16 protein-coding genes and 1 pseudogene are annotated in these 18,370 nt (G+C 47.7%); 1 reads left to right on the forward strand and 16 read right to left on the reverse strand.

Annotated elements, in window-relative coordinates:
• Position 1: 1 nt before the first annotated feature.
• The 14 genes from fliI to sucC all read right to left on the reverse strand — a co-directional run bounded on the left by fliI (position 2) and on the right by sucC (position 15,499).
• Complete coding sequence (fliI, locus tag BLS15_RS09245) at positions 2–1,330, reverse strand: flagellar protein export ATPase FliI (protein ID WP_021256554.1); 1,329 nt, start codon at positions 1,328–1,330, stop codon at positions 2–4.
• Entirely contained in the window at positions 1,320–2,165 is an 846-nt protein-coding gene (locus BLS15_RS09250; protein WP_021256555.1) for a FliH/SctL family protein, read from the reverse strand. The genes fliI and BLS15_RS09250 overlap by 11 nt, the downstream gene beginning before the upstream one ends.
• The gene (gene fliG, locus BLS15_RS09255; RefSeq protein ID WP_005550597.1) at positions 2,158–3,165 is read right to left on the reverse strand and encodes a flagellar motor switch protein FliG; all 1,008 of its coding nucleotides are present in this window, start codon (positions 3,163–3,165) and stop codon (positions 2,158–2,160) included. The genes BLS15_RS09250 and fliG overlap by 8 nt, the downstream gene beginning before the upstream one ends.
• Positions 3,166–3,170: 5 nt before the next feature.
• Complete coding sequence (gene fliF / locus BLS15_RS09260; protein WP_021256556.1) at positions 3,171–4,757, reverse strand: flagellar basal-body MS-ring/collar protein FliF; 1,587 nt, start codon at positions 4,755–4,757, stop codon at positions 3,171–3,173.
• Positions 4,758–4,797: 40 nt separating this feature from the next.
• A complete protein-coding gene (gene fliE / locus BLS15_RS09265; protein WP_021256557.1) occupies positions 4,798–5,112 on the reverse strand; it encodes a flagellar hook-basal body complex protein FliE in 315 nt (104 codons plus the stop codon).
• Between the two features lie 55 nt (positions 5,113–5,167).
• On the reverse strand, positions 5,168–5,620 hold the full coding sequence (flgC, locus tag BLS15_RS09270; RefSeq protein ID WP_021256558.1) for a flagellar basal body rod protein FlgC: 453 nt from the start codon (positions 5,618–5,620) through the stop codon (positions 5,168–5,170).
• Positions 5,621–5,629: 9 nt separating this feature from the next.
• Entirely contained in the window at positions 5,630–6,034 is a 405-nt protein-coding gene (flgB, locus tag BLS15_RS09275) for a flagellar basal body rod protein FlgB (protein ID WP_021256559.1), read from the reverse strand.
• A gap of 332 nt (positions 6,035–6,366) precedes the next feature.
• On the reverse strand, positions 6,367–7,770 hold the full coding sequence (gene hslU, locus BLS15_RS09280; protein ID WP_090511267.1) for an ATP-dependent protease ATPase subunit HslU: 1,404 nt from the start codon (positions 7,768–7,770) through the stop codon (positions 6,367–6,369).
• A 33-nt stretch (positions 7,771–7,803) separates the two neighbouring features.
• Positions 7,804–8,346 (reverse strand): ATP-dependent protease subunit HslV, encoded by a 543-nt coding sequence (hslV, locus tag BLS15_RS09285; protein ID WP_021256561.1) that lies wholly within the window; start codon positions 8,344–8,346, stop codon positions 7,804–7,806.
• Positions 8,347–8,427: 81 nt separating this feature from the next.
• Complete coding sequence (gene trmFO / locus BLS15_RS09290) at positions 8,428–9,753, reverse strand: FADH(2)-oxidizing methylenetetrahydrofolate--tRNA-(uracil(54)-C(5))-methyltransferase TrmFO (RefSeq protein WP_021256562.1); 1,326 nt, start codon at positions 9,751–9,753, stop codon at positions 8,428–8,430.
• A gap of 192 nt (positions 9,754–9,945) precedes the next feature.
• Positions 9,946–12,039: a type I DNA topoisomerase gene (topA, locus tag BLS15_RS09295; protein WP_090511272.1), complete on the reverse strand. Its 2,094-nt coding sequence runs from the start codon at positions 12,037–12,039 to the stop codon at positions 9,946–9,948.
• 32 nt (positions 12,040–12,071) lie between these two features.
• Positions 12,072–13,187: a DNA-processing protein DprA gene (gene dprA, locus BLS15_RS09300; protein WP_090511574.1), complete on the reverse strand. Its 1,116-nt coding sequence runs from the start codon at positions 13,185–13,187 to the stop codon at positions 12,072–12,074.
• Positions 13,188–13,371: 184 nt separating this feature from the next.
• A complete protein-coding gene (gene sucD / locus BLS15_RS09305; RefSeq protein WP_021256565.1) occupies positions 13,372–14,313 on the reverse strand; it encodes a succinate--CoA ligase subunit alpha in 942 nt (313 codons plus the stop codon).
• Positions 14,314–14,338: 25 nt separating this feature from the next.
• Complete coding sequence (gene sucC, locus BLS15_RS09310; protein WP_028531206.1) at positions 14,339–15,499, reverse strand: ADP-forming succinate--CoA ligase subunit beta; 1,161 nt, start codon at positions 15,497–15,499, stop codon at positions 14,339–14,341.
• Between the two features lie 551 nt (positions 15,500–16,050).
• Between sucC and BLS15_RS09315 the strand changes: the two genes are divergently transcribed.
• Positions 16,051–17,598 carry a YifB family Mg chelatase-like AAA ATPase gene (locus BLS15_RS09315; protein ID WP_021256567.1) on the forward strand — a complete coding sequence of 516 codons (1,548 nt, stop codon included), beginning with the start codon at positions 16,051–16,053 and terminating at the stop codon, positions 17,596–17,598.
• Positions 17,599–17,607: 9 nt separating this feature from the next.
• On the opposite strand, the gene BLS15_RS09320 is transcribed toward BLS15_RS09315, so the two are convergent.
• Positions 17,608–18,087 carry a YraN family protein gene (locus BLS15_RS09320; RefSeq protein WP_021256568.1) on the reverse strand — a complete coding sequence of 160 codons (480 nt, stop codon included), beginning with the start codon at positions 18,085–18,087 and terminating at the stop codon, positions 17,608–17,610.
• Positions 18,077–18,352 (reverse strand): annotated as a pseudogene (locus BLS15_RS29425) (EscU/YscU/HrcU family type III secretion system export apparatus switch protein); the annotation flags it as partial. The pseudogene BLS15_RS29425 and the gene BLS15_RS09320, both read right to left, overlap by 11 nt.
• Positions 18,353–18,370 lie beyond the last annotated feature (18 nt).

Genomic DNA, 18,370 nt, shown 5'->3' on the forward strand with positions numbered 1-18,370 from the left:
TTCAACTCCCTGGAAATTGCATCATTAATTGTTCCACCGTATCCTCATAGGAAGCTTCCTCTTCAATACGCTGCTTCGTAAAGGTTTCGATCTGCTCGATATAGGCAATCGCTTCATCGATAGCAGGATTGCTGCCTTGCTGATAAGCGCCGATGTTAATCAAATCTTCCGATTCACGGTAGACTGCCAGCAGCCGCTTCAACTGCTCTGCTGACAATTGGTGATCCTTCGGCACAATATCCTTCATAACCCGACTGACGCTGGCCAATATATCAATTGCAGGAAAATGTCCCTTATTGGCGATGTTCCGGTTCAATACAATGTGTCCATCCAGTATCCCCCGAACCGCATCGGCAATTGGTTCGTTCATATCGTCACCATCTACTAAAACCGTATAGAACGCAGTAATTGAACCGCTTGTTCCCGTTCCTGAACGCTCTAGCAGCTTCGGTAAGCTTGCAAACACGGACGGTGTATAACCGCGTGTCGCCGGAGGCTCCCCAACGGCAAGTCCAACCTCACGCATTGCCATTGCATAACGAGTTACTGAATCCATCATCAGCATCACATTCATCCCACGATCTCGGAAATACTCTGCTATCGTTGTCGCAATAAGCGCGCCCTTAATCCGAACGAGCGCAGGCTGATCCGAGGTTGCAACAATAACAACCGAACGAGCAAGCCCTTCAGGTCCTAAATCCCGTTCGATAAATTCAAGCACCTCGCGTCCGCGTTCCCCAATCAGGGCGATGACGTTTACATCGGCATCTGTATTGCGTGCAATCATGCCAAGAAGTGTACTCTTCCCGACACCAGATCCGGCAAAAATACCAACCCGCTGCCCGTTCCCAATCGTTAGCAAACCATCAATTGCCCTTACTCCTACTCCAATCGGTTCGCTTACACGCTGACGCTTAAGCGGGTTGGACGGAATATTATTTGTCGAATACTGCGACATTCGTGTCGGCAAGAAAGATCCGTCGAGCGGTCTTCCTAGCCCGTCTAACACCTTGCCAAGCAGTTCTGAGCCAACCGATACACTCAATGGCTTTCCTGTGCCTACAACATCACAGCCAGGGCCAATGGATTGCAGCTCGCCAAGCGGCATAAGAAGCACCTTATTGTCACGGAAGCCTACCACTTCCGCCATCAACGGCTCGCAGCCCTTCGTCGGGTAGATATAACATACTTCCCCAACACTTGCATCCGGCCCCTCAGATTCAACCATCAGCCCGATTACTTGCGTTACCTTACCATTAACACGAACTGGATCTATTTGCCGTAAATGATCCATATATTTATTCGCATTCCATTTGTAATTAAGCGCCATCGTCTATACGCTCCTCTTGCTGAATCGCCACCTGCAGAAGTGCCTTCTTGATTTCAGACAACTGTGTGTCTATGCGGGCGTCGATGCTTCCAAGGGATGACCGTACAACACAACCTCCATCGTTCACGCTTGTATCTGGAATAATCTCCAGTTCTGCTTGAGAGTCTATTGCAAATCCAAGCTCCTCACGTGCTGCATGGACGAAGGAGAACTGCTCAGGCGACACACACAGTGTAATTGTGCCGCTCTCACGCTTGCGGGCAAGTGTTCTTCGAGCGATTTCGAGTATAATGTCTGGGTCAACCGTGAGCTGCTGCTGAATGACCTTCTCAGCAACGGCACAGCTAAGCGTAACGACGAAAGGCTCCGCCTCCTGGAGGATTTGCTCTTTGGCCTGATACGCTTGCTGCAAAACGGCTTGAGCTTCAGCAATCTTGCGCTCATATGCCTGCTGTATTTCCTGCTCCGCTTGTGCCATCCCTTGCTGATAGCCTTCGTCATATCCTTGCTGCTTCAATGACTCGACAAGCTGCTCATCTTGTTCTCTTCGCTCTGTCCACCAGGCATCGATCTGTTCACGAGTTTCGCTTAACATCGTCTCAGCCTCGTCTGCTGCATTGCGTACATGCTCTTCAGCGAACGATTCTGCATCATCGAGAATGGACTGCCGCAAGCTTGCAAGCTGCTCATCCTTATTCAAGACATGTTCCGCAGTCAACGGCTCAGCTTGATCTTCTACCGGTGCTGCGTCCTGTCTGAGATGGCGGCGCACCGCCTCCAGCATTCTCAGCTGCTCGACAGGAACATACTCGGTTGATTTGATGACATTAGACAACGATATCATCTCCTCCGCCGCGAGCGATGATCACTTCACCCGCTTCTTCTAAGCGACGGATAGTCGACACGATTCGAGTCTGTGCTTCTTCCACATCACGAAGCCGTACAGGCCCCATAAATTCCATTTCTTCCTTGAATGTATCCGCCATACGCTTGGACATATTCCGGAATATCGACTCGCGTACCTCTTCGCTTGCAACTTTGAGTGCGAGCTGCAAATCGCTGTTGTCGATGTCGCGGATAATGCGTTGAATCGAACGGTTGTCGATATTGACGATATCCTCGAATACGAACATTCTCTTTTTGATTTCTTCGGCCAATTCCGGATCCTGAATTTCGAGAGAGTCCAGAATCGTCCGCTCTGTTCCTCGATCGACACCATTCAAGATATTGACGATCGATTCGATGCCGCCTGCGCTTGTGTAATCTTGGGTAACCGTCGACGAAAGCTTCTGTTCAAGCACCTGCTCCACCTGACTAATAACTTCCGGCGAAGTGCTGTCCATCAACGCAACTCTTCTCGCCACCTCTGCCTGCTTCTCAGGAGGAAGCGAGGATAGGATGACCGAAGCTTGTTCGGTCTGCAAGTAAGAGAGAACCAGCGCAATCGTTTGAACATTCTCGTTCTGTATAAAGTTGAAGATCTGCTGTGCGTCAGCCTTGCGTGCGAAGTCAAACGGTCTCACCTGCAGCGTTGCTGTCAGGCGATTAATAATATCCAGCGCCTTCTGCTGTCCGAGTGCCTTCTCCAAAATTTCTTTTGCGTATGTAATACCGCCTTGCGATATATATTCCTGTGCTAGGCAAATTTGGTGAAATTCGCTCATTACCGCTTCTTTTTCCGCTGCATCTACTTTGCGGACATTTGCAATTTCGAGCGTAAGCTGCTCAATTTCTTCATCCCTAAGATGCTTGAATATTTGAGCTGACACTTCCGGCCCGAGCGTTATGAGCAAAATCGCCGCCTTCTGTCTGCCTGTTAATCCGCCTTTGACCATTCCGCTCACCTCGATTCCTCTACTAGCCATGTGCGCAGCAATTTAACAAATTCATCCGGTTTCTTCTTCGCTAGCGATTCCAGCTGTTTGCGTACCTGATGCTCGCCAGTCAAATTCTCTAAGTCAATAGAAGGAAGTTCGAGTTGAGACGGACCAGACATTTCGGTCTCGTAATATTCTTCTTCCTCTTCTTGTCTGCGTTTGCGGACGACCGCGTAGGTAATTCCTCCTGCCACAGCTAGTAATCCAAGCGCACCCGCGCCATACCATACCCAGTTCGGAATCGACTGATTGTCCGACACGACTCCATCTTTAGAACCATTTTGAGTCATAACAGAAACTTTTTGCGTCAGATCAACGTCTGTATATGTAACACCTGAATCTCTCAATTGAGTGGCAACAATACTGCGCAGCACCTTTTCGACTTGCTGCACTCGATCTTGTTGCATTTGATCTGAGTCGATTGCTGCATGAATGGTTAAATCTTTAACAGCATATGGACTTGCTTCAATCGTGTTCGATATCCGATTCACATCGTAATTGGTCGTGCGTTGGGATTTCTCGGAGTTCGTCTCTCCGCCGTTAGATGCAGAAGGATAATTCGTTACTTCTCCATCGCCAACGCCAGCAACACCACTTTCAGGTGAACCTTTACCTGTATGGGATTCCTGCATTTCCTGTACGCTAATTTCAATTCCTTTCATCTCTTCCTTATTTACAGGCTCGACAAGATCTTCTTTCTTGTGAATTTTGTCGAAATTCAATTTGGCAGAGACAAGGATATGAACCTTGTCAGCCGGAAATTGGCCATTAAGGAACTGCTGAACGGTCATGCGAATATCGTTTTCATACTTACGCTGAATTTTGAGTTGCTCATCGACTTCACCGAGCGCGTTTTTGCCATTACCGCCGACTGAACCCGAAGCGAAGAACATACTTTCATTGCTAGAAATCGTAATATTTTCAATCGGCAAATGCGGCACAGCTGTCTTCACCAAATTGAAATATCCATCAACTTCTGCCTGGTTCGGCTGATAGCCGCCTTTAAAGCTAAGCACGATGGATGCCGATGCTTGTTCTTGATCCGGTGTAGCAAATACCGTCTCTTTAGGCAAATTGACGATTACTTTTGCATCCTGAACGCCTTGCATTTGACGCAGTAACCGTTCGACTTCTCCGTTCAATGCGTTCTTATAACGCACGTCAAATACATTGTCGGTCATTCCGCTCATTAGCCCGTCAGCGCCGAATGATTCGAAGCCGATCGAGCCATTCTTCACAATCCCTTGCGCACCAACATCCACCTTAACTTTTGCAGCTGAGGTGCTTGGGACAGATATTTGGCTTCCATTGGAACTTAATTGATACGGAATGTTGTTTGAATTTAGATACTCAATGATGCCAGCCGCATCATTTGCGTTCAAATCGCGAAATGCGAGTTCATACTCGGTTTTCGAAAATAAATACGTCATGATAACTGCAGCTACGAGTACAAGGCCAATTGTCGACAACAGCAATGCCTTTTGTTTCTTGCTGAATTGATTCCAATATCGAGACGCTTTATCACGATATTGGGTCACTTTTTCATTCACTTCACGTCACCCCACCCAAACTATGTAAGACATCACGCTGTTATAACTGCATGCGCATAATATCCTGATACGCTTCAACGACCTTATTGCGCACTTGAGTAGTCAGCTGCATGCCGAGTAGCGCACGCTCTGAGGCGATCATGAGTTGATCGACATCAACTTCACCCAGTATAAACTTGTCATTCATCGTCTGGACTTGCTGCTCTTGTCCTTCAAGTTGCTGGAGTGCATCTGCAAAGAAAGTGCCGAAAGACTTTGTCACTTCTGCTGGTGAATTCTGCTTCAGCCCTGCTGCGGCCGTAGAAGACGTGGCCGGCTGAGCCATATGTATTGGGAGCATTGTATTCTGAATCACTCTTTTCCCTCCTTATCCGAATGGTTCGGCAGATTTTTGTCGAAAAATAGCGAAATTATCCCTTGCCGATCTCGAGCGCCTTCATAACCATCGATTTGGAAGCATTGAGTGCTGTCACATTCGCCTCATATGATCGAGTTGCTGAGATCATATCGACCATTTCCTTCGCTATGTCGACGTTAGGCATCGTTACATAACCATTCTCATCTGCATCCGGATGTGTCGGATTGTATGCGATCTTGAAGGCCGAATTATCCGCTTTAATTTGGGATACCTTAACCCCTCTTGATGTCGGCTCACCCTTCATCGCAGCTTCAAAGGATTGTTGAAAAGTCGGCTCTGTCGGTGACATGACGACAACCTTGCGAGTGTAAGGTACGAACTTCCCGTTCACATACTGTGCACGCGTCGTCTCCGCATTCGCGATATTGGAGGAGATGACATCCATGCGCAATCTTTGAGCGGTTAAACCGGACGAGCTAATTTGAAAACTGTTGCTAATCTTCATAACTATCGATTACCTCCTAACATCCATTGATGTTCGCATCATATTAATATGATGGTTAAGCTGCTGTATAAAGGTGTTGTAGCGCAACTGGTTTTCCGCCTGCATCGTCATTTCCCGATCCATGTCGACGTTGTTGCGATTATTGCCCATCACGGTAGCTTGGTCGCGAATCACCTGCATGGACGGCGTTGATTGAGAAGGCCCAATATAAAAGTGCTTTTCATTCGTTCGGCGACCTACCAGAGACCCGCCCTCCATCTGATCTCTCAGGAGAGATTCAAATTGCACTTCCGAACGCTTAAAATATGGCGTATCGACATTCGCAATATTATTTGAAATCGCATTCTGCCTCGCTACAGAAGTTTGAATGGCACCTTCCAGGCGCGACATATGAACGCCATTCAATAAATCCACAATAACCCCTCCTTTTCGTTGTTTAAAATTTTGACTATATTACTATACCATTTACTTTGACGTTTCTCCTTCTTTTTTTCGACAAAATATTTGTTTTTGTGCATAAGTCGAAGGACGCATGTGCATGATTCGCGATTATTCATTCAATTTGTTAATTTTATGACAGAAGAAGATAATTAACGCCATACCTATCATCTTAAACTTTGGGTTATAACACAATAAGAAAAAAGCCCTATCTTTCGTCCGAAAGTCAGGGCTTTTTCTAAATAGTTTGTCGAACATTTTGACTGGTCTATATCTCAATAACAATTGTCACACTTTGTCGGATTATACTACAATATATATTGGCTCAAGTCCCGGTTCTGAGAAATATCTGCTAGTTTTTCACGTACATATTCCGGTGTAATCTGAAATGTCTCCAATGTCAGCTCTGGCGCCTCGAAAGACAAGTCTTCGAGCAGCTTCTCCATGATCGTATGAAGGCGCCTTGCCCCGATATTCTCCATGTTCTGATTCACCGTTGCAGCAATATTGGCAATCTCCCGGATTGCTTCATCCGAAAATTGTATTTCAATATTCTCTGTCTTCAATAATTCGACATATTGCTTCGTCAATGCGTTTTTCGGCTCCGTCAAGATGGACACGAAGTCATCCAGCGACAGATTGTTCAATTCGACACGAATCGGGAATCGTCCCTGCAATTCGGGAATAAGATCAGACGGCTTGGCGATATGGAAGGCACCTGCTGAAATAAACAACACATAGTCTGTTTTTACAGGCCCATACTTGGTCATAATGGTTGAGCCTTCTACGATCGGCAGAATGTCTCGCTGTACCCCTTCTCTGGATACATCCGGGCCAGAACCTCCCCGTCCGCTGGAAGCAATCTTGTCGATCTCATCAATGAAGATGATGCCGGATTGCTCTGCACGTCGAATGGACTCCTGAGTAACATCGTCCATATCAATTAACTTACCCGCTTCTTCTTGTGTTAAAACTTTGCGTGCTTCCTTAATCGTCAGCTTGCGCTTCTTCATGCGCTTAGGCAGCAGATTACCGAACATCTCCTGCATGTTCATGCCCATCTGCTCATTACCTTGGCCAGACAGGAAATCAAGCATGCTCGGTGTATTCTCTTCCACGTCGATTTCAATCATATCGTTCTCGAGCTGTCCGGACAACAATTCGAAACGTACTTTGCGGCGTTTCTCTTGAATGCCTGGGTCTGGCTCTTTCTCAGGAGATGCCTGTTCCTGGTTGTTGCTCTGGCCGAACAACATCTCAAACGGGTTACGGCCATTCTTATTCGATTGAGGTGTAGGGACTAGCAATTCGACAATACGCTCGTTTGCCATTTCCTCTGCTTTGTCCTTCACCTTCTCTGTACGCTCCAGCTTCACCATTCGAATCGATGTTTCTACCAGATCTCGAACCATGGATTCGACATCTCGACCGACATAACCCACTTCGGTGAATTTCGTCGCCTCCACTTTAACAAATGGCGCATGAACAAGCTTAGCCAGGCGACGGGCAATTTCCGTCTTCCCCACACCTGTAGGCCCGATCATTAAGATATTTTTCGGAACGATCTCATCTTGGATGCTCTCATCAAGCAGTCCACGGCGATATCGGTTGCGCAGTGCAATCGCAACGGCACGCTTCGCATTCTTCTGACCAACAATATACTTATCCAATTCAGTAACGATTTGTCGCGGTGTCCACGCTTGCTGATTCATTACTATCCCTCCGCTCCGGCTGCCATACGGCTATTAAATTTGTTCAACCACAATATTGTCATTCGTATATACACAGATTTCACTTGCAATCTGAAGTGAAGCTTCCGCCATTTCTTTGGCTGTCATATTCGGAGAATGTCGTTTCAAAGCGCGTCCAGCAGCAAGTGCAAATGATCCACCAGATCCGATTGCGATGACATCGTCATCAGGCTCAATAATCTCTCCTCCACCCGAAATAAGCAGCATATGGGTCGCATCCATTACAATCATCAATGCTTCTAATTTGCGAAGCACACGATCTTGACGCCAGTCCTTCGCAAGCTCGACTGCTGCGCGCTGCAGATTGCCGTGATGCTCCTCCAGCTTGCCTTCGAACTTCTCGAACAATGTAATCGCATCCGCTACCGAGCCTGCAAATCCAGCGACTACCTGACCGCGATATAAGCGGCGAACCTTGCGTGCGTGCTGCTTCATCACCATGTTGTTGCCAAAGGTCACCTGACCGTCGCCTGCAATCGCAGCTGCACCATTATGTCTTACCGCACAAATCGTTGTTGCATGAAATGAATATTCCACTCTACCAAGCCTCCTGCCTTATGAACGCGCAAAGGAACCAGACATGCACAAAACGGCCGCTGCTTCCTTACGCTTCACCAATTATTTGATGTGGATGCCATGCTCTTCCTGAAATGCACGCAGCGTATCAAGCGCACGATGTGCGATGGCTTCGTTCTTTTCTTTTTTGTTGCGAATACGAGTCTCCAGCGGCGGGAACAAGCCAAAGTTCGCATTCATAGGTTGGAAATGTTTAAAGTCCGCAGTGGTAATGTAATTCGCCATGCTTCCTAATGTCGTTTGCTGCGGCAATACAAGACATGAATTGCCCGCCGCATACCGTGCTGCATTCAATCCTGCAATCAATCCCGATGCTGCAGATTCCACATAACCTTCTACCCCTGTCATCTGACCAGCAAAGAACAAGGATGGTCGGCCCTTGAATTGATAAGTTGGTTCGAGCAGCTTCGGTGAGTTAACGAACGTATTGCGGTGCATAACGCCATAACGTACAAATTCGGCTTGTTCCAAACCAGGAATCATGCGGAACACCCGCTTCTGTTCTCCCCATTTCAAGTGAGTCTGGAAGCCAACCATATTGTACAGTGTGCCTGCTGCATTATCCTGACGAAGCTGAATAACAGCAAACGGCGTCTTGCCTGTATTCGGATCAACTAAACCTACTGGCTTCATTGGCCCGAACAGAGCTGTCTGTTTGCCGCGGCTCATCATGACCTCAATCGGCATGCAGCCCTCAAAGTAAACTTCCTTCTCGAATGTCTTCAGTTCAGCTTTCTCTGCTGTAATAATCGCCTCGTAGAACGCATTGAACTCTTCTTCATTCATTGGGCAATTCAAATATGCAGCTTCACCCTTATCATAACGAGAAGCCAAATATACCTTGTTCATATCGATTGTATCTTTATCAATGATAGGCGCTGCCGCATCGTAGAAGTAGAAGTACTCCTCACCCATCAATTCTTTAATACGTGCGGATAACGATTCGGATGTCAAAGGACCTGTCGCAATGACAGTAATACCATCTTCAGGAATATCCGCAACTTCCTCGTTGCGCACCTCAACTAGTGGATGCTCCTTCAGCGTGTTCGTAATCTCATCCGAGAAGCCTTCACGGTCAACCGCCAATGCTCCACCTGCTGGTACAGCATGTTTATCAGCTGCGCTCATAATCAATGAGTTCATGTAGCGCATTTCTTCCTTCAATACACCTACTGCATTGCTCAATCCATTTGCTCGCAGCGAGTTGCTGCACACCAGTTCAGCAAACCGTCCGCTATGGTGAGCTGGAGTCTGTTTGACAGGTCTCATTTCATATAGTGTGACAGGCACGCCTTGCTGTGCAATTTGCCATGCCGCCTCGCTCCCCGCCAATCCTGCACCAATGACGGTTACTCTAGGCTGATTCATTTGTTGATATCCCCCTCAGTTGTATGCAAAAGCACTGATCGCGGCTCCTTGAATAAGCAGCCGCGATGCAGAGCTAACCTTTATTATCGTAATTCAGACTGTAAACTTGTGAAGATAGCACAAGAATTACAGCAGCGAAGCCTGACATCCCACAGCATGGTCACGTTCATTTATGTGTATGCCAGCAGCTCCTTATTCATCATCTGAATCTTCTTGCACCTGCTCATTATGATCACAGCTTGTGCAGATTAGCTTCGTTCCTTGCTTGCTCCGTTTCTCAATCATCAAGCTTCCGCACGAAGGACAAGGCTTAGCAGAAGGGCGATCCCACATCACATTATCGCATTCTGGGTAGCGGTCGCATCCATAGAAGACACGTCCCTTCTTACTGCGGCGCTCAACGAGCTTGCCTTCGTGGCACTTCGGACAAGTAACACCGGTATCTTTTACAATCGGGCGTGTATTGCGGCAATCCGGGAAGCCTGAGCATGCCAGGAATTTACCGAACCGACCCATCTTGTATACAAAATGACGTCCGCATTTCTCACAAATCTCATCGGACACTTCATCCTCGATTTCGATTTCCTTCATTTCCTCTTCCGCTACAAGCAGTCGTTTCTCGAAGGATTCATAGAAATCCGCAAGTACCTTGACCCAATCCTGCTGTCCTTCACCGACATGGTCTAAATCCTCTTCCATGTGAGCGGTAAATTCGACATCCAAAATTTCTGGGAAGAACTCTTCCATGAGTTGAATGATCAGCTCTCCCAATTCTGTTGGGACGAACTTCTTCTCTTCAATCGCTACATATCCGCGCTTCTGAATTGTCTCCAGTGTTGGCGCGTATGTACTCGGCCGTCCGATTCCAAGCTCCTCTAGCGTCTTGACCAGTCGAGCTTCTGTATAACGCGGTGGCGGCTGTGTAAAATGCTGCTTCGGCTCAATCTGTTCGGTCTGCATGCTGTCTCCAACAGTGAGCGGAGGCAGAAACTTGTCATCCTCAACCGTGCCATCGTCGTTGCCCTCCACATACACCTTCATAAAGCCAGGGAAGCGGATTTTAGATCCGTTCGCACGGAACATCGTTTCTCCAACCTTAATATCTACGGTCATCGTATCCATAATGGCAGATGTCATCTGGCTTGCCACGAACCGTTCCCATACCAGCTTGTATAAGCGGAACTGATCCCGACTCAAGAAGGACTTCATCTCGTCAGGAGTTCGCATTATGGATGTAGGTCTGATCGCTTCATGTGCATCCTGCGCATTCGCATTTTTCTTCACATATTGACGCGGAGTCTCAGGCATATACTCATCGCCGTAATGACCCTTAATGAACTCTCCCGCTTCTTCCTGAGCTGTCTGGGAAATACGCGTAGAGTCCGTACGCATATACGTAATGAGACCTACCGTTCCCTCTTTGCCAAGGTCGACCCCTTCATATAGTTGCTGTGCAACAGACATCGTCTTCGCTGCGCGGAAATTCAATTTGCGGGCAGCCTCCTGCTGCAAGGAGCTTGTCGTAAACGGTGGCGAAGGATGACGTAGACGCTCTCTCTCTTTCACTTCGCTGACGACAAATGAATTGCCCTTAATCGCATGAAGAATTTCATTCACATCAGCTTCGCTCGTAAGCTCTCTCTTCTCTCCATTGATACTGTAGAACTTCGCATCGAATGAAGACTTGCCCATATTCAAACGTGCTGTAATGGTCCAGTACTCTTCCGGAATGAACGCGCTGATTTCATTTTCCCGGTCGATGATCAGTTTGACGGACACGGACTGTACGCGTCCGGCCGACAATCCTTTCTTCACCTTCTTCCACAAAAGCGGACTTATCTTATAACCGACCAAACGGTCAAGGATACGTCTCGCTTGCTGTGCATGAACGAGGTCCATATTGATTTGACGCGGGGTTTTGAACGCATCCTTCACCGCTTGCTTCGTAATTTCATTAAATACGACTCGGCAAGCTTCTGACTGATCCAATTCGAGAGCGTGTGCTAAATGCCAAGCAATCGCTTCTCCTTCACGATCGGGGTCAGCTGCGAGATACACTTTTTTTACTTTTTTCCGAGCATCCTTCAATTCTTTCAGGACGCTGCCTTTACCGCGAATCGTTATATACTTGGGTGCAAAATTGTCCTCGATCTCAACGCCAATTTGACTCTTCGGCAAATCGCGAACATGCCCCATTGATGCTTTCACTATATACTTGCTTCCTAAATACTTTCCAATTGTCTTGGCCTTCGCAGGTGACTCGACAATTACTAGTGAATCCGCCACAGGCGCATCCTCCTCTCCAGCATACTGCACTATCATTCCGAGCTATATACGGCCCCCGGGCCTTCTCGGATTCGTTTTTTTAATTGTAAGGATAACAAAACTTCATGGAGTTGCGCAAATGTCGAACTGCTGCGCTGCATTAAGTCATCGATTGTACTGTCTTGATCACAAATGAGCTTATAAATGCGCTTCTCTTCATCAGTTAGGGGTTGTTCCCCAATAGCGTCGACCGTTTCATTATTGTACGACGAAGGGATTGTTGTCAACCAACCTTTGAATTCTTCCACAATATCACTAGCCGAACGAACTAATTTAGCCGAGCCTTCGTACAGCAATTTCAACGTCCCTGCCGACTTCGGAGATGTAATCGGACCAGGAACGGCAAATACTTCGCGATTCGACTCTAACGCCATGTCCGCCGTAATTAAGGCGCCACTGCGCAAATTGGCCTCTACAACAACTGTTCCCAGAGACAACCCCGCAATAATTCGATTCCGAAGTGGGAACATTCCCGGGTGCGTCTTCATGCCGAGCGGATACTCGGTAATGACAATTCCGTTCTCTACAATTCTTCCTGCCAAGCTTCGATTCTCGGGTGGATACACTCGGTCAAATGACGTCCCCATGACTGCAACCGTTCTGCCATACTTGAGAGCGCCTTCATGACTGGATGCATCTATCCCTCTCGCTAGCCCGCTAACCACATGCAGCCCTATATGTCCTAGCTGCTCCCCTAGTGTAGCTGCGACCTTCTTGCCATATGACGTAGGCATTCGTGTACCTACGATACTAACGGAAGCTTCCCCGAGGCATTTCCAATCTCCTCTACCATATAACACCCAAGGATATTGAGGGATTTCCTTCAATAATAATGGGTACTGTTCATCAAGCGCCGTTATCCATTCAATGCCGCTGCGCTTCGTGAGCTCAAGTCGCTGCTCGAGACGGTCGGAACGAAACTGTGCAGCTAGCTTGTCAGCCACATTCGGCTTCAATCCAGATTCCTGCCACTGCGAGGAAGATCGATCCAACCAGCATGGCAGCCCCAATAGCCCTATTCTATCCATTAAGTCACGAATAGTGTGCCATCCAATTCCTTCTGCTTCATGTAGTGCAAATAAAATGTGACGTTCAGTCCATCTGCTCATCGCATTCTTTCCCTTCATTAGAGAAGCGCGAATCCGCTTCCCTTATTTTGCTTGAGATATTAACAGATTGCAAGTGTCAACCCATTGTTTTTGAAATTCATAGAACTTTAATTTGCTAACAAAATAAAAAAAAGCAACCTTTATACACGTTTCCGTGCAATAAAGGTTGCTTACCTTTTGAATATTAGGAATTCACAACATGCGTCGTGCAGGACTCAAGCATTCCACGCTCTTCAAGTACAGCAACAAGCGTGCTGCCCATTTCCGAAGGAGTAGGCGCAACTCTTACACCACAAGCCTCCAGCGTAGCAATCTTCTCAGCAGCAGTTCCCTTGCCTCCTGAAATAATGGCGCCTGCGTGACCCATACGCTTGCCTGCAGGTGCTGTCGCTCCGCCGATGAAACCTACTACCGGCTTCTTCATGTTATCACGAATCCACTCTGCTGCTTCTTCTTCAGCTGTACCACCGATCTCACCGATCATGATAACAGCATGTGTATCTGGATCTTCATTGAACAGATGCAAGATATCAATGAATTCAGAGCCTTTGACCGGGTCACCACCAATGCCAACTGCAGTAGATTGGCCGATGCCGCGCGTTGTTAATTGATGAACAGCCTCATATGTGAGTGTTCCACTTCGGGATACGACGCCTACATGACCTGGTGCATGAATATATCCCGGCATAATACCGATCTTGCATTGTCCTGGTGTGATGACACCCGGGCAGTTCGGACCGATAAGACGTGTGCGCTTGCCTTCCATGTAGCGCTTAACCTTGACCATATCCAATACAGGAATACCCTCTGTAATACAGATAACCAGATCTAGATCGGCATCTACTGCTTCCATAATCGCATCTGCTGCAAATGCTGGCGGCACATAAATAACACTCGCTGTTGCGTCTGTTGCATTCTTGGCTTCCACTACCGTATTGTAAACAGGAAGTGTAACCACTTCACCGTTATCAAGCGTAATGTCAACCGTAGTTCCGCCTTTGCCAGGGACAGCGCCTGCTACCATCTGTGAGCCATACTCAAGCCCGCCCTTTGTATGGAACATGCCTGTAGCACCCGTCATATTTTGTGTAATAATCTTGGTATGTTTATCAATTAAGATACTCATTGACTCTCATCCTCTCGTCCGTGAATTATTGAACCAAAGCGACAATTTTCTGCGCACCGTCTGCCATCGAATCGGCTGCAACAATATTCAATCCGGATTCATTCAGAATGCGCTTGCCGATCTCCACGTTCGTACCTTCCAGACGGACGACGAGCGGCCGATCAAGACCAATTTGCTTCGCAGCTTCAACAACACCGTTTGCAATGACATCACAACGCATAATACCGCCGAAGATGTTTACAAATATGCCTTTTACATTTTCATCCGACAAAATGATCTTGAATGCTTCTGTTACTTTCTCCGTTGTAGCGCCGCCCCCTACATCTAGGAAGTTAGCCGGCTCTCCACCGTAATATTTAATGATATCCATCGTGGACATCGCAAGACCTGCACCGTTAACCATACAACCGATGTTGCCGTCGAGGGCGATATAGCTCAAATCGAACTTGGATGCTTCGATTTCCTTCTCGTCTTCTTCATCCAAATCGCGCAGTGCTTGAATGTCCTTATGGCGATACAGTGCATTAGAGTCAAAGTTCAGCTTCGCATCCAAAGCCATAACTTCGCCTTCACCTGTTATAACGAGTGGGTTGATTTCTGCAATCGAGCAATCCTTCTCAACGAATGCTTGGTACAGGGCAACCATAAATTTAACAGCCTTGTTGACCAGTTCAGCAGGAATATTGATTGCATATGCGAGCTTGCGCGCTTGGAAGACTTGCAGACCGACCGCAGGATCGATTACTTCCTTCACGATCTTCTCCGGTGTTGCTGCAGCAACCTCTTCAATTTCCGTGCCGCCTTCTTCAGACGCCATCATCACGACGCGACCTGTACCACGATCAACAACTACACCAATGTAATATTCCTTCTTAATGTCGCAGCCCTGTTCAATCAACAGACGCTTTACTTCCTTGCCATCCGGACCTGTTTGATGCGTCACGAGCACTTTGCCAAGCAATTCCGTCGCATATGTACGCACGTCATCTAAGCTCTTCGCTATCTTCACTCCGCCCGCTTTACCACGGCCGCCTGCATGAATTTGCGCCTTGACGACAACAATGGGAGTGCCCAATTCTTCAGCTGCCTGGACGGCTTCATCCACCGTAAAAGCAACCTTCCCTTCTGGAACAGCAACGCCATATTGCTTCAATACACTTTTGCCTTGATACTCATGAATATTCATCGTGCATCCCCCTATCCGATCGTTAGCCTCATGGGCTTATTCCGATTCGAAGCCGAGGTTGTAGGGCAGAAGCATAATGAGTTAGCTCCTGTTACTACACCTCGCGGCGCGTCCGTGAAATTGGGGAACCGCTTCCGCCGCTTCGCCACCGCTACTCACAATAACGGAAAATATATACAATCCGAACACATTGTATCATGATTTTAAAACGCTTTCCTCTCATTTTCGTCAAGAACGTACATTTTTTTGATATTGATATCATCTCATTTTGAGATTAATAGGGAACAACTCTTCGAAATCGCCGCCGAAATTGACGCAAGTACTGCCTACAGCTATAATAATTATTACCTGCGCCTAATCTGCTTGCAAGAAGCCTGTTCCAATATATTAGGTAGATTAAGGAGATTAGTAGATTGAGGAGATTGCAATTACGGATTTTTTGATAAATGCTATCGTAGACGCTATAGTTATATAACGAGTGTAGATAAGGAAGCACCTTTCCCTCGTATTCCAGTTTTCGGCTGAGAATAACGATTGAGAGGTGTTTTTTTGTGTACGGAAATTTATGGGGTGCTTCTGTGTACGGCGTAGAAGGAAGACTCATTCATGTGGAAATTGATATTTCGCCCGGGCTACCTCAGGTGACGATTGTTGGCCTCCCCGATGCCGCCATTCGCGAATCCATTGAACGAGTGCGAGCCGCTGTTCGCAATTGCGGCTGGAAGTTCCCACTAGAGCGGATCACGATTAATTTGGCACCTGCTGATCTGCGCAAGGAAGGGACATCATTCGACATCGCCATGGCGATAGGACTGTTATGTACGAGCGGACAGATTCCAAACCAGCCATTTGAGGATATGCTCCTCATTGGAGAGCTGGCACTCGATGGTTCTACCCGTGCGGTTCCAGGTGTGCTGTCTCTTGTTGACGAAGCGCGCCGAAGAAAGTTCACCCGTGTTATGGTTCCTGCAGACAATGTTGCTGAAGCATTACTGGTAGAAGGAATCCAAGTATTCCCGCTCCGCCATCTAAGTGAGCTGCGGGAAATCCACAGTGTAGATGACTTGCCGATTGCTTCACGAGAAGCGAGAGACAGAGATAGTAGTGAAATGAAAAAGGAGGAAACGGTAGCAAGGAATTTGGAGGATTACGCCGACGTAAACGGTCAACTGCATGTCAAACGTGCGTTAATCGTTGCAGCAGCAGGGATGCATAATGTACTGCTGAGCGGCCCTCCGGGCACCGGCAAGACAATGCTTATCAAGAGACTTCCTACAATCTTACCGCTTCTGAATGAAGCTGAAGCGCTCGAGGTATCCAAGATCTATAGTGTATCGGGGAAATGGAGCCACTATGGTATAGGTCTAATGATGACACGCCCCTTCCGCTCCCCCCATCATTCCATCTCTGCTGCTGGACTTATTGGTGGAGGTGCGATCCCGAAACCAGGTGAAATCAGCTTGGCTCACCGTGGCGTCCTCTTTTTGGATGAGCTGCCCGAGTTCCCGCGCCAAGTGCTTGAAGTGCTCCGCCAACCACTCGAAGAACGAAGCGTTACCATCGGCAGAGCACGCGCCGTCTTCCGTTTCCCTGCTCACTTCATGCTGGCAGCCTCCATGAATCCATGTCCTTGTGGATATGCCGGTTCCCGTACAGAAGAATGTCGTTGTTCACATGGACGACTTGAGCAATATCGAAACAAGCTGTCAGGCCCCCTGCTCGATCGGATTGATGTTCAGGTTGAAGTACCTCGTTCCCCTATTTCCGATTGGTCCAGCAACAATCTAAGCTCCGAGGAGATGCGCAAGCAGGTTATGCGAGCACAACGGGTACAAGCTCAGCGCTATGAAGGACTGAATATCCAATTCAACAGCGAGCTCTCAGGCTCTTATTTGAAGACATACTGCTGCTTGTCGGATAACGCGAAGAATATGCTGCAGCAGGCTTATGATCAGCTAGGCATGAGTGCACGAGCACATGATCGCCTCTTGAAGCTATCCCGAACGATCGCGGATATCGAAGGAAGTGAAGTTATCGAGGTTGCACACGTAGCGGAAGCGATCCAGTACCGTACATTGGACAAGCGGAATCATGCTTGAATGAACGGATTAGAATGCTCCCTGAAATAGTTCAATGTCGGGTGGAGTTCTATGATCCGTCGAGTAGGTAATCGCTACTGCATCGAAGCGTATATGAACCTCATCTAAGCGATGTCGATGCATATATGCCGTTGCCACTGCTCGCACCTTGCGCTGCTTGCGCCAATCGATTGCCTCTGCCGCACCGCCATAACGCAATCCCGCGGTGCGGCTTCTAACCTCGACAAACACCCACACATCGCCATCGTTCGCAACAATATCAATCTCACCTAACTTACAACGCCAATTCACATCAATAATGCGGTAGCCTCTACGTTCTAAATAAACAATCGCAAGCTGCTCTGCCTCAGTTCCCCGCTCACGACGATTAAGCTTCATCGGCACACTGCTCTTCCGGCTACCTGACATATGAGGTGGATTACCCGCATCAGCTGATGACATCTGTTGATTGTTCCTATGTGATGCCTTCCCATGATGATTACGTTCCACGATTGATCCACCCCTTATCCGCTCGCTGATCCGCTTTATATACAAAGGAGAGCACCTCTGCAACCAATTGATAAAGGGCTGGTGGGATTTGCTGATCGATATCTAGTTTAGACAATACTTCAACTAAGGAAGCGTCCTCTTGAATAGGGACTCCGCTCTCCTTCGCCTTTTCGAGAATGCGATCAGCTATTTGACCATGTCCCTTAGCTACAACAACTGGGGCTTCCCCTTGTTCGGGATTATAAGTAAGCGCAACTGCCTTTTTGCGTGGTGTGGCGCCACC

The organism is Paenibacillus sp. cl6col (assembly GCF_900102125.1).
In the GTDB taxonomy this organism is placed as follows: domain Bacteria; phylum Bacillota; class Bacilli; order Paenibacillales; family Paenibacillaceae; genus Paenibacillus_B; species Paenibacillus_B suaedae.

What these genes read in the sequence shown, in the direction of transcription:
- fliI (WP_021256554.1), bottom strand. Translation starts at nt 1,330, where the DNA reads ATGGCGCTTAATTACAAATGGAATGCGAATAAATATATGGATCATTTA.
- fliG (WP_005550597.1), bottom strand. Translation starts at nt 3,165, where the DNA reads ATGGTCAAAGGCGGATTAACAGGCAGACAGAAGGCGGCGATTTTGCTC.
- flgC (WP_021256558.1), bottom strand. Translation starts at nt 5,620, where the DNA reads ATGAAGATTAGCAACAGTTTTCAAATTAGCTCGTCCGGTTTAACCGCT.
- hslU (WP_090511267.1), bottom strand. Translation starts at nt 7,770, where the DNA reads ATGAATCAGCAAGCGTGGACACCGCGACAAATCGTTACTGAATTGGAT.
- trmFO (WP_021256562.1), bottom strand. Translation starts at nt 9,753, where the DNA reads ATGAATCAGCCTAGAGTAACCGTCATTGGTGCAGGATTGGCGGGGAGC.
- dprA (WP_090511574.1), bottom strand. Translation starts at nt 13,187, where the DNA reads ATGAGCAGATGGACTGAACGTCACATTTTATTTGCACTACATGAAGCA.
- sucD (WP_021256565.1), bottom strand. Translation starts at nt 14,313, where the DNA reads ATGAGTATCTTAATTGATAAACATACCAAGATTATTACACAAAATATG.
- sucC (WP_028531206.1), bottom strand. Translation starts at nt 15,499, where the DNA reads ATGAATATTCATGAGTATCAAGGCAAAAGTGTATTGAAGCAATATGGC.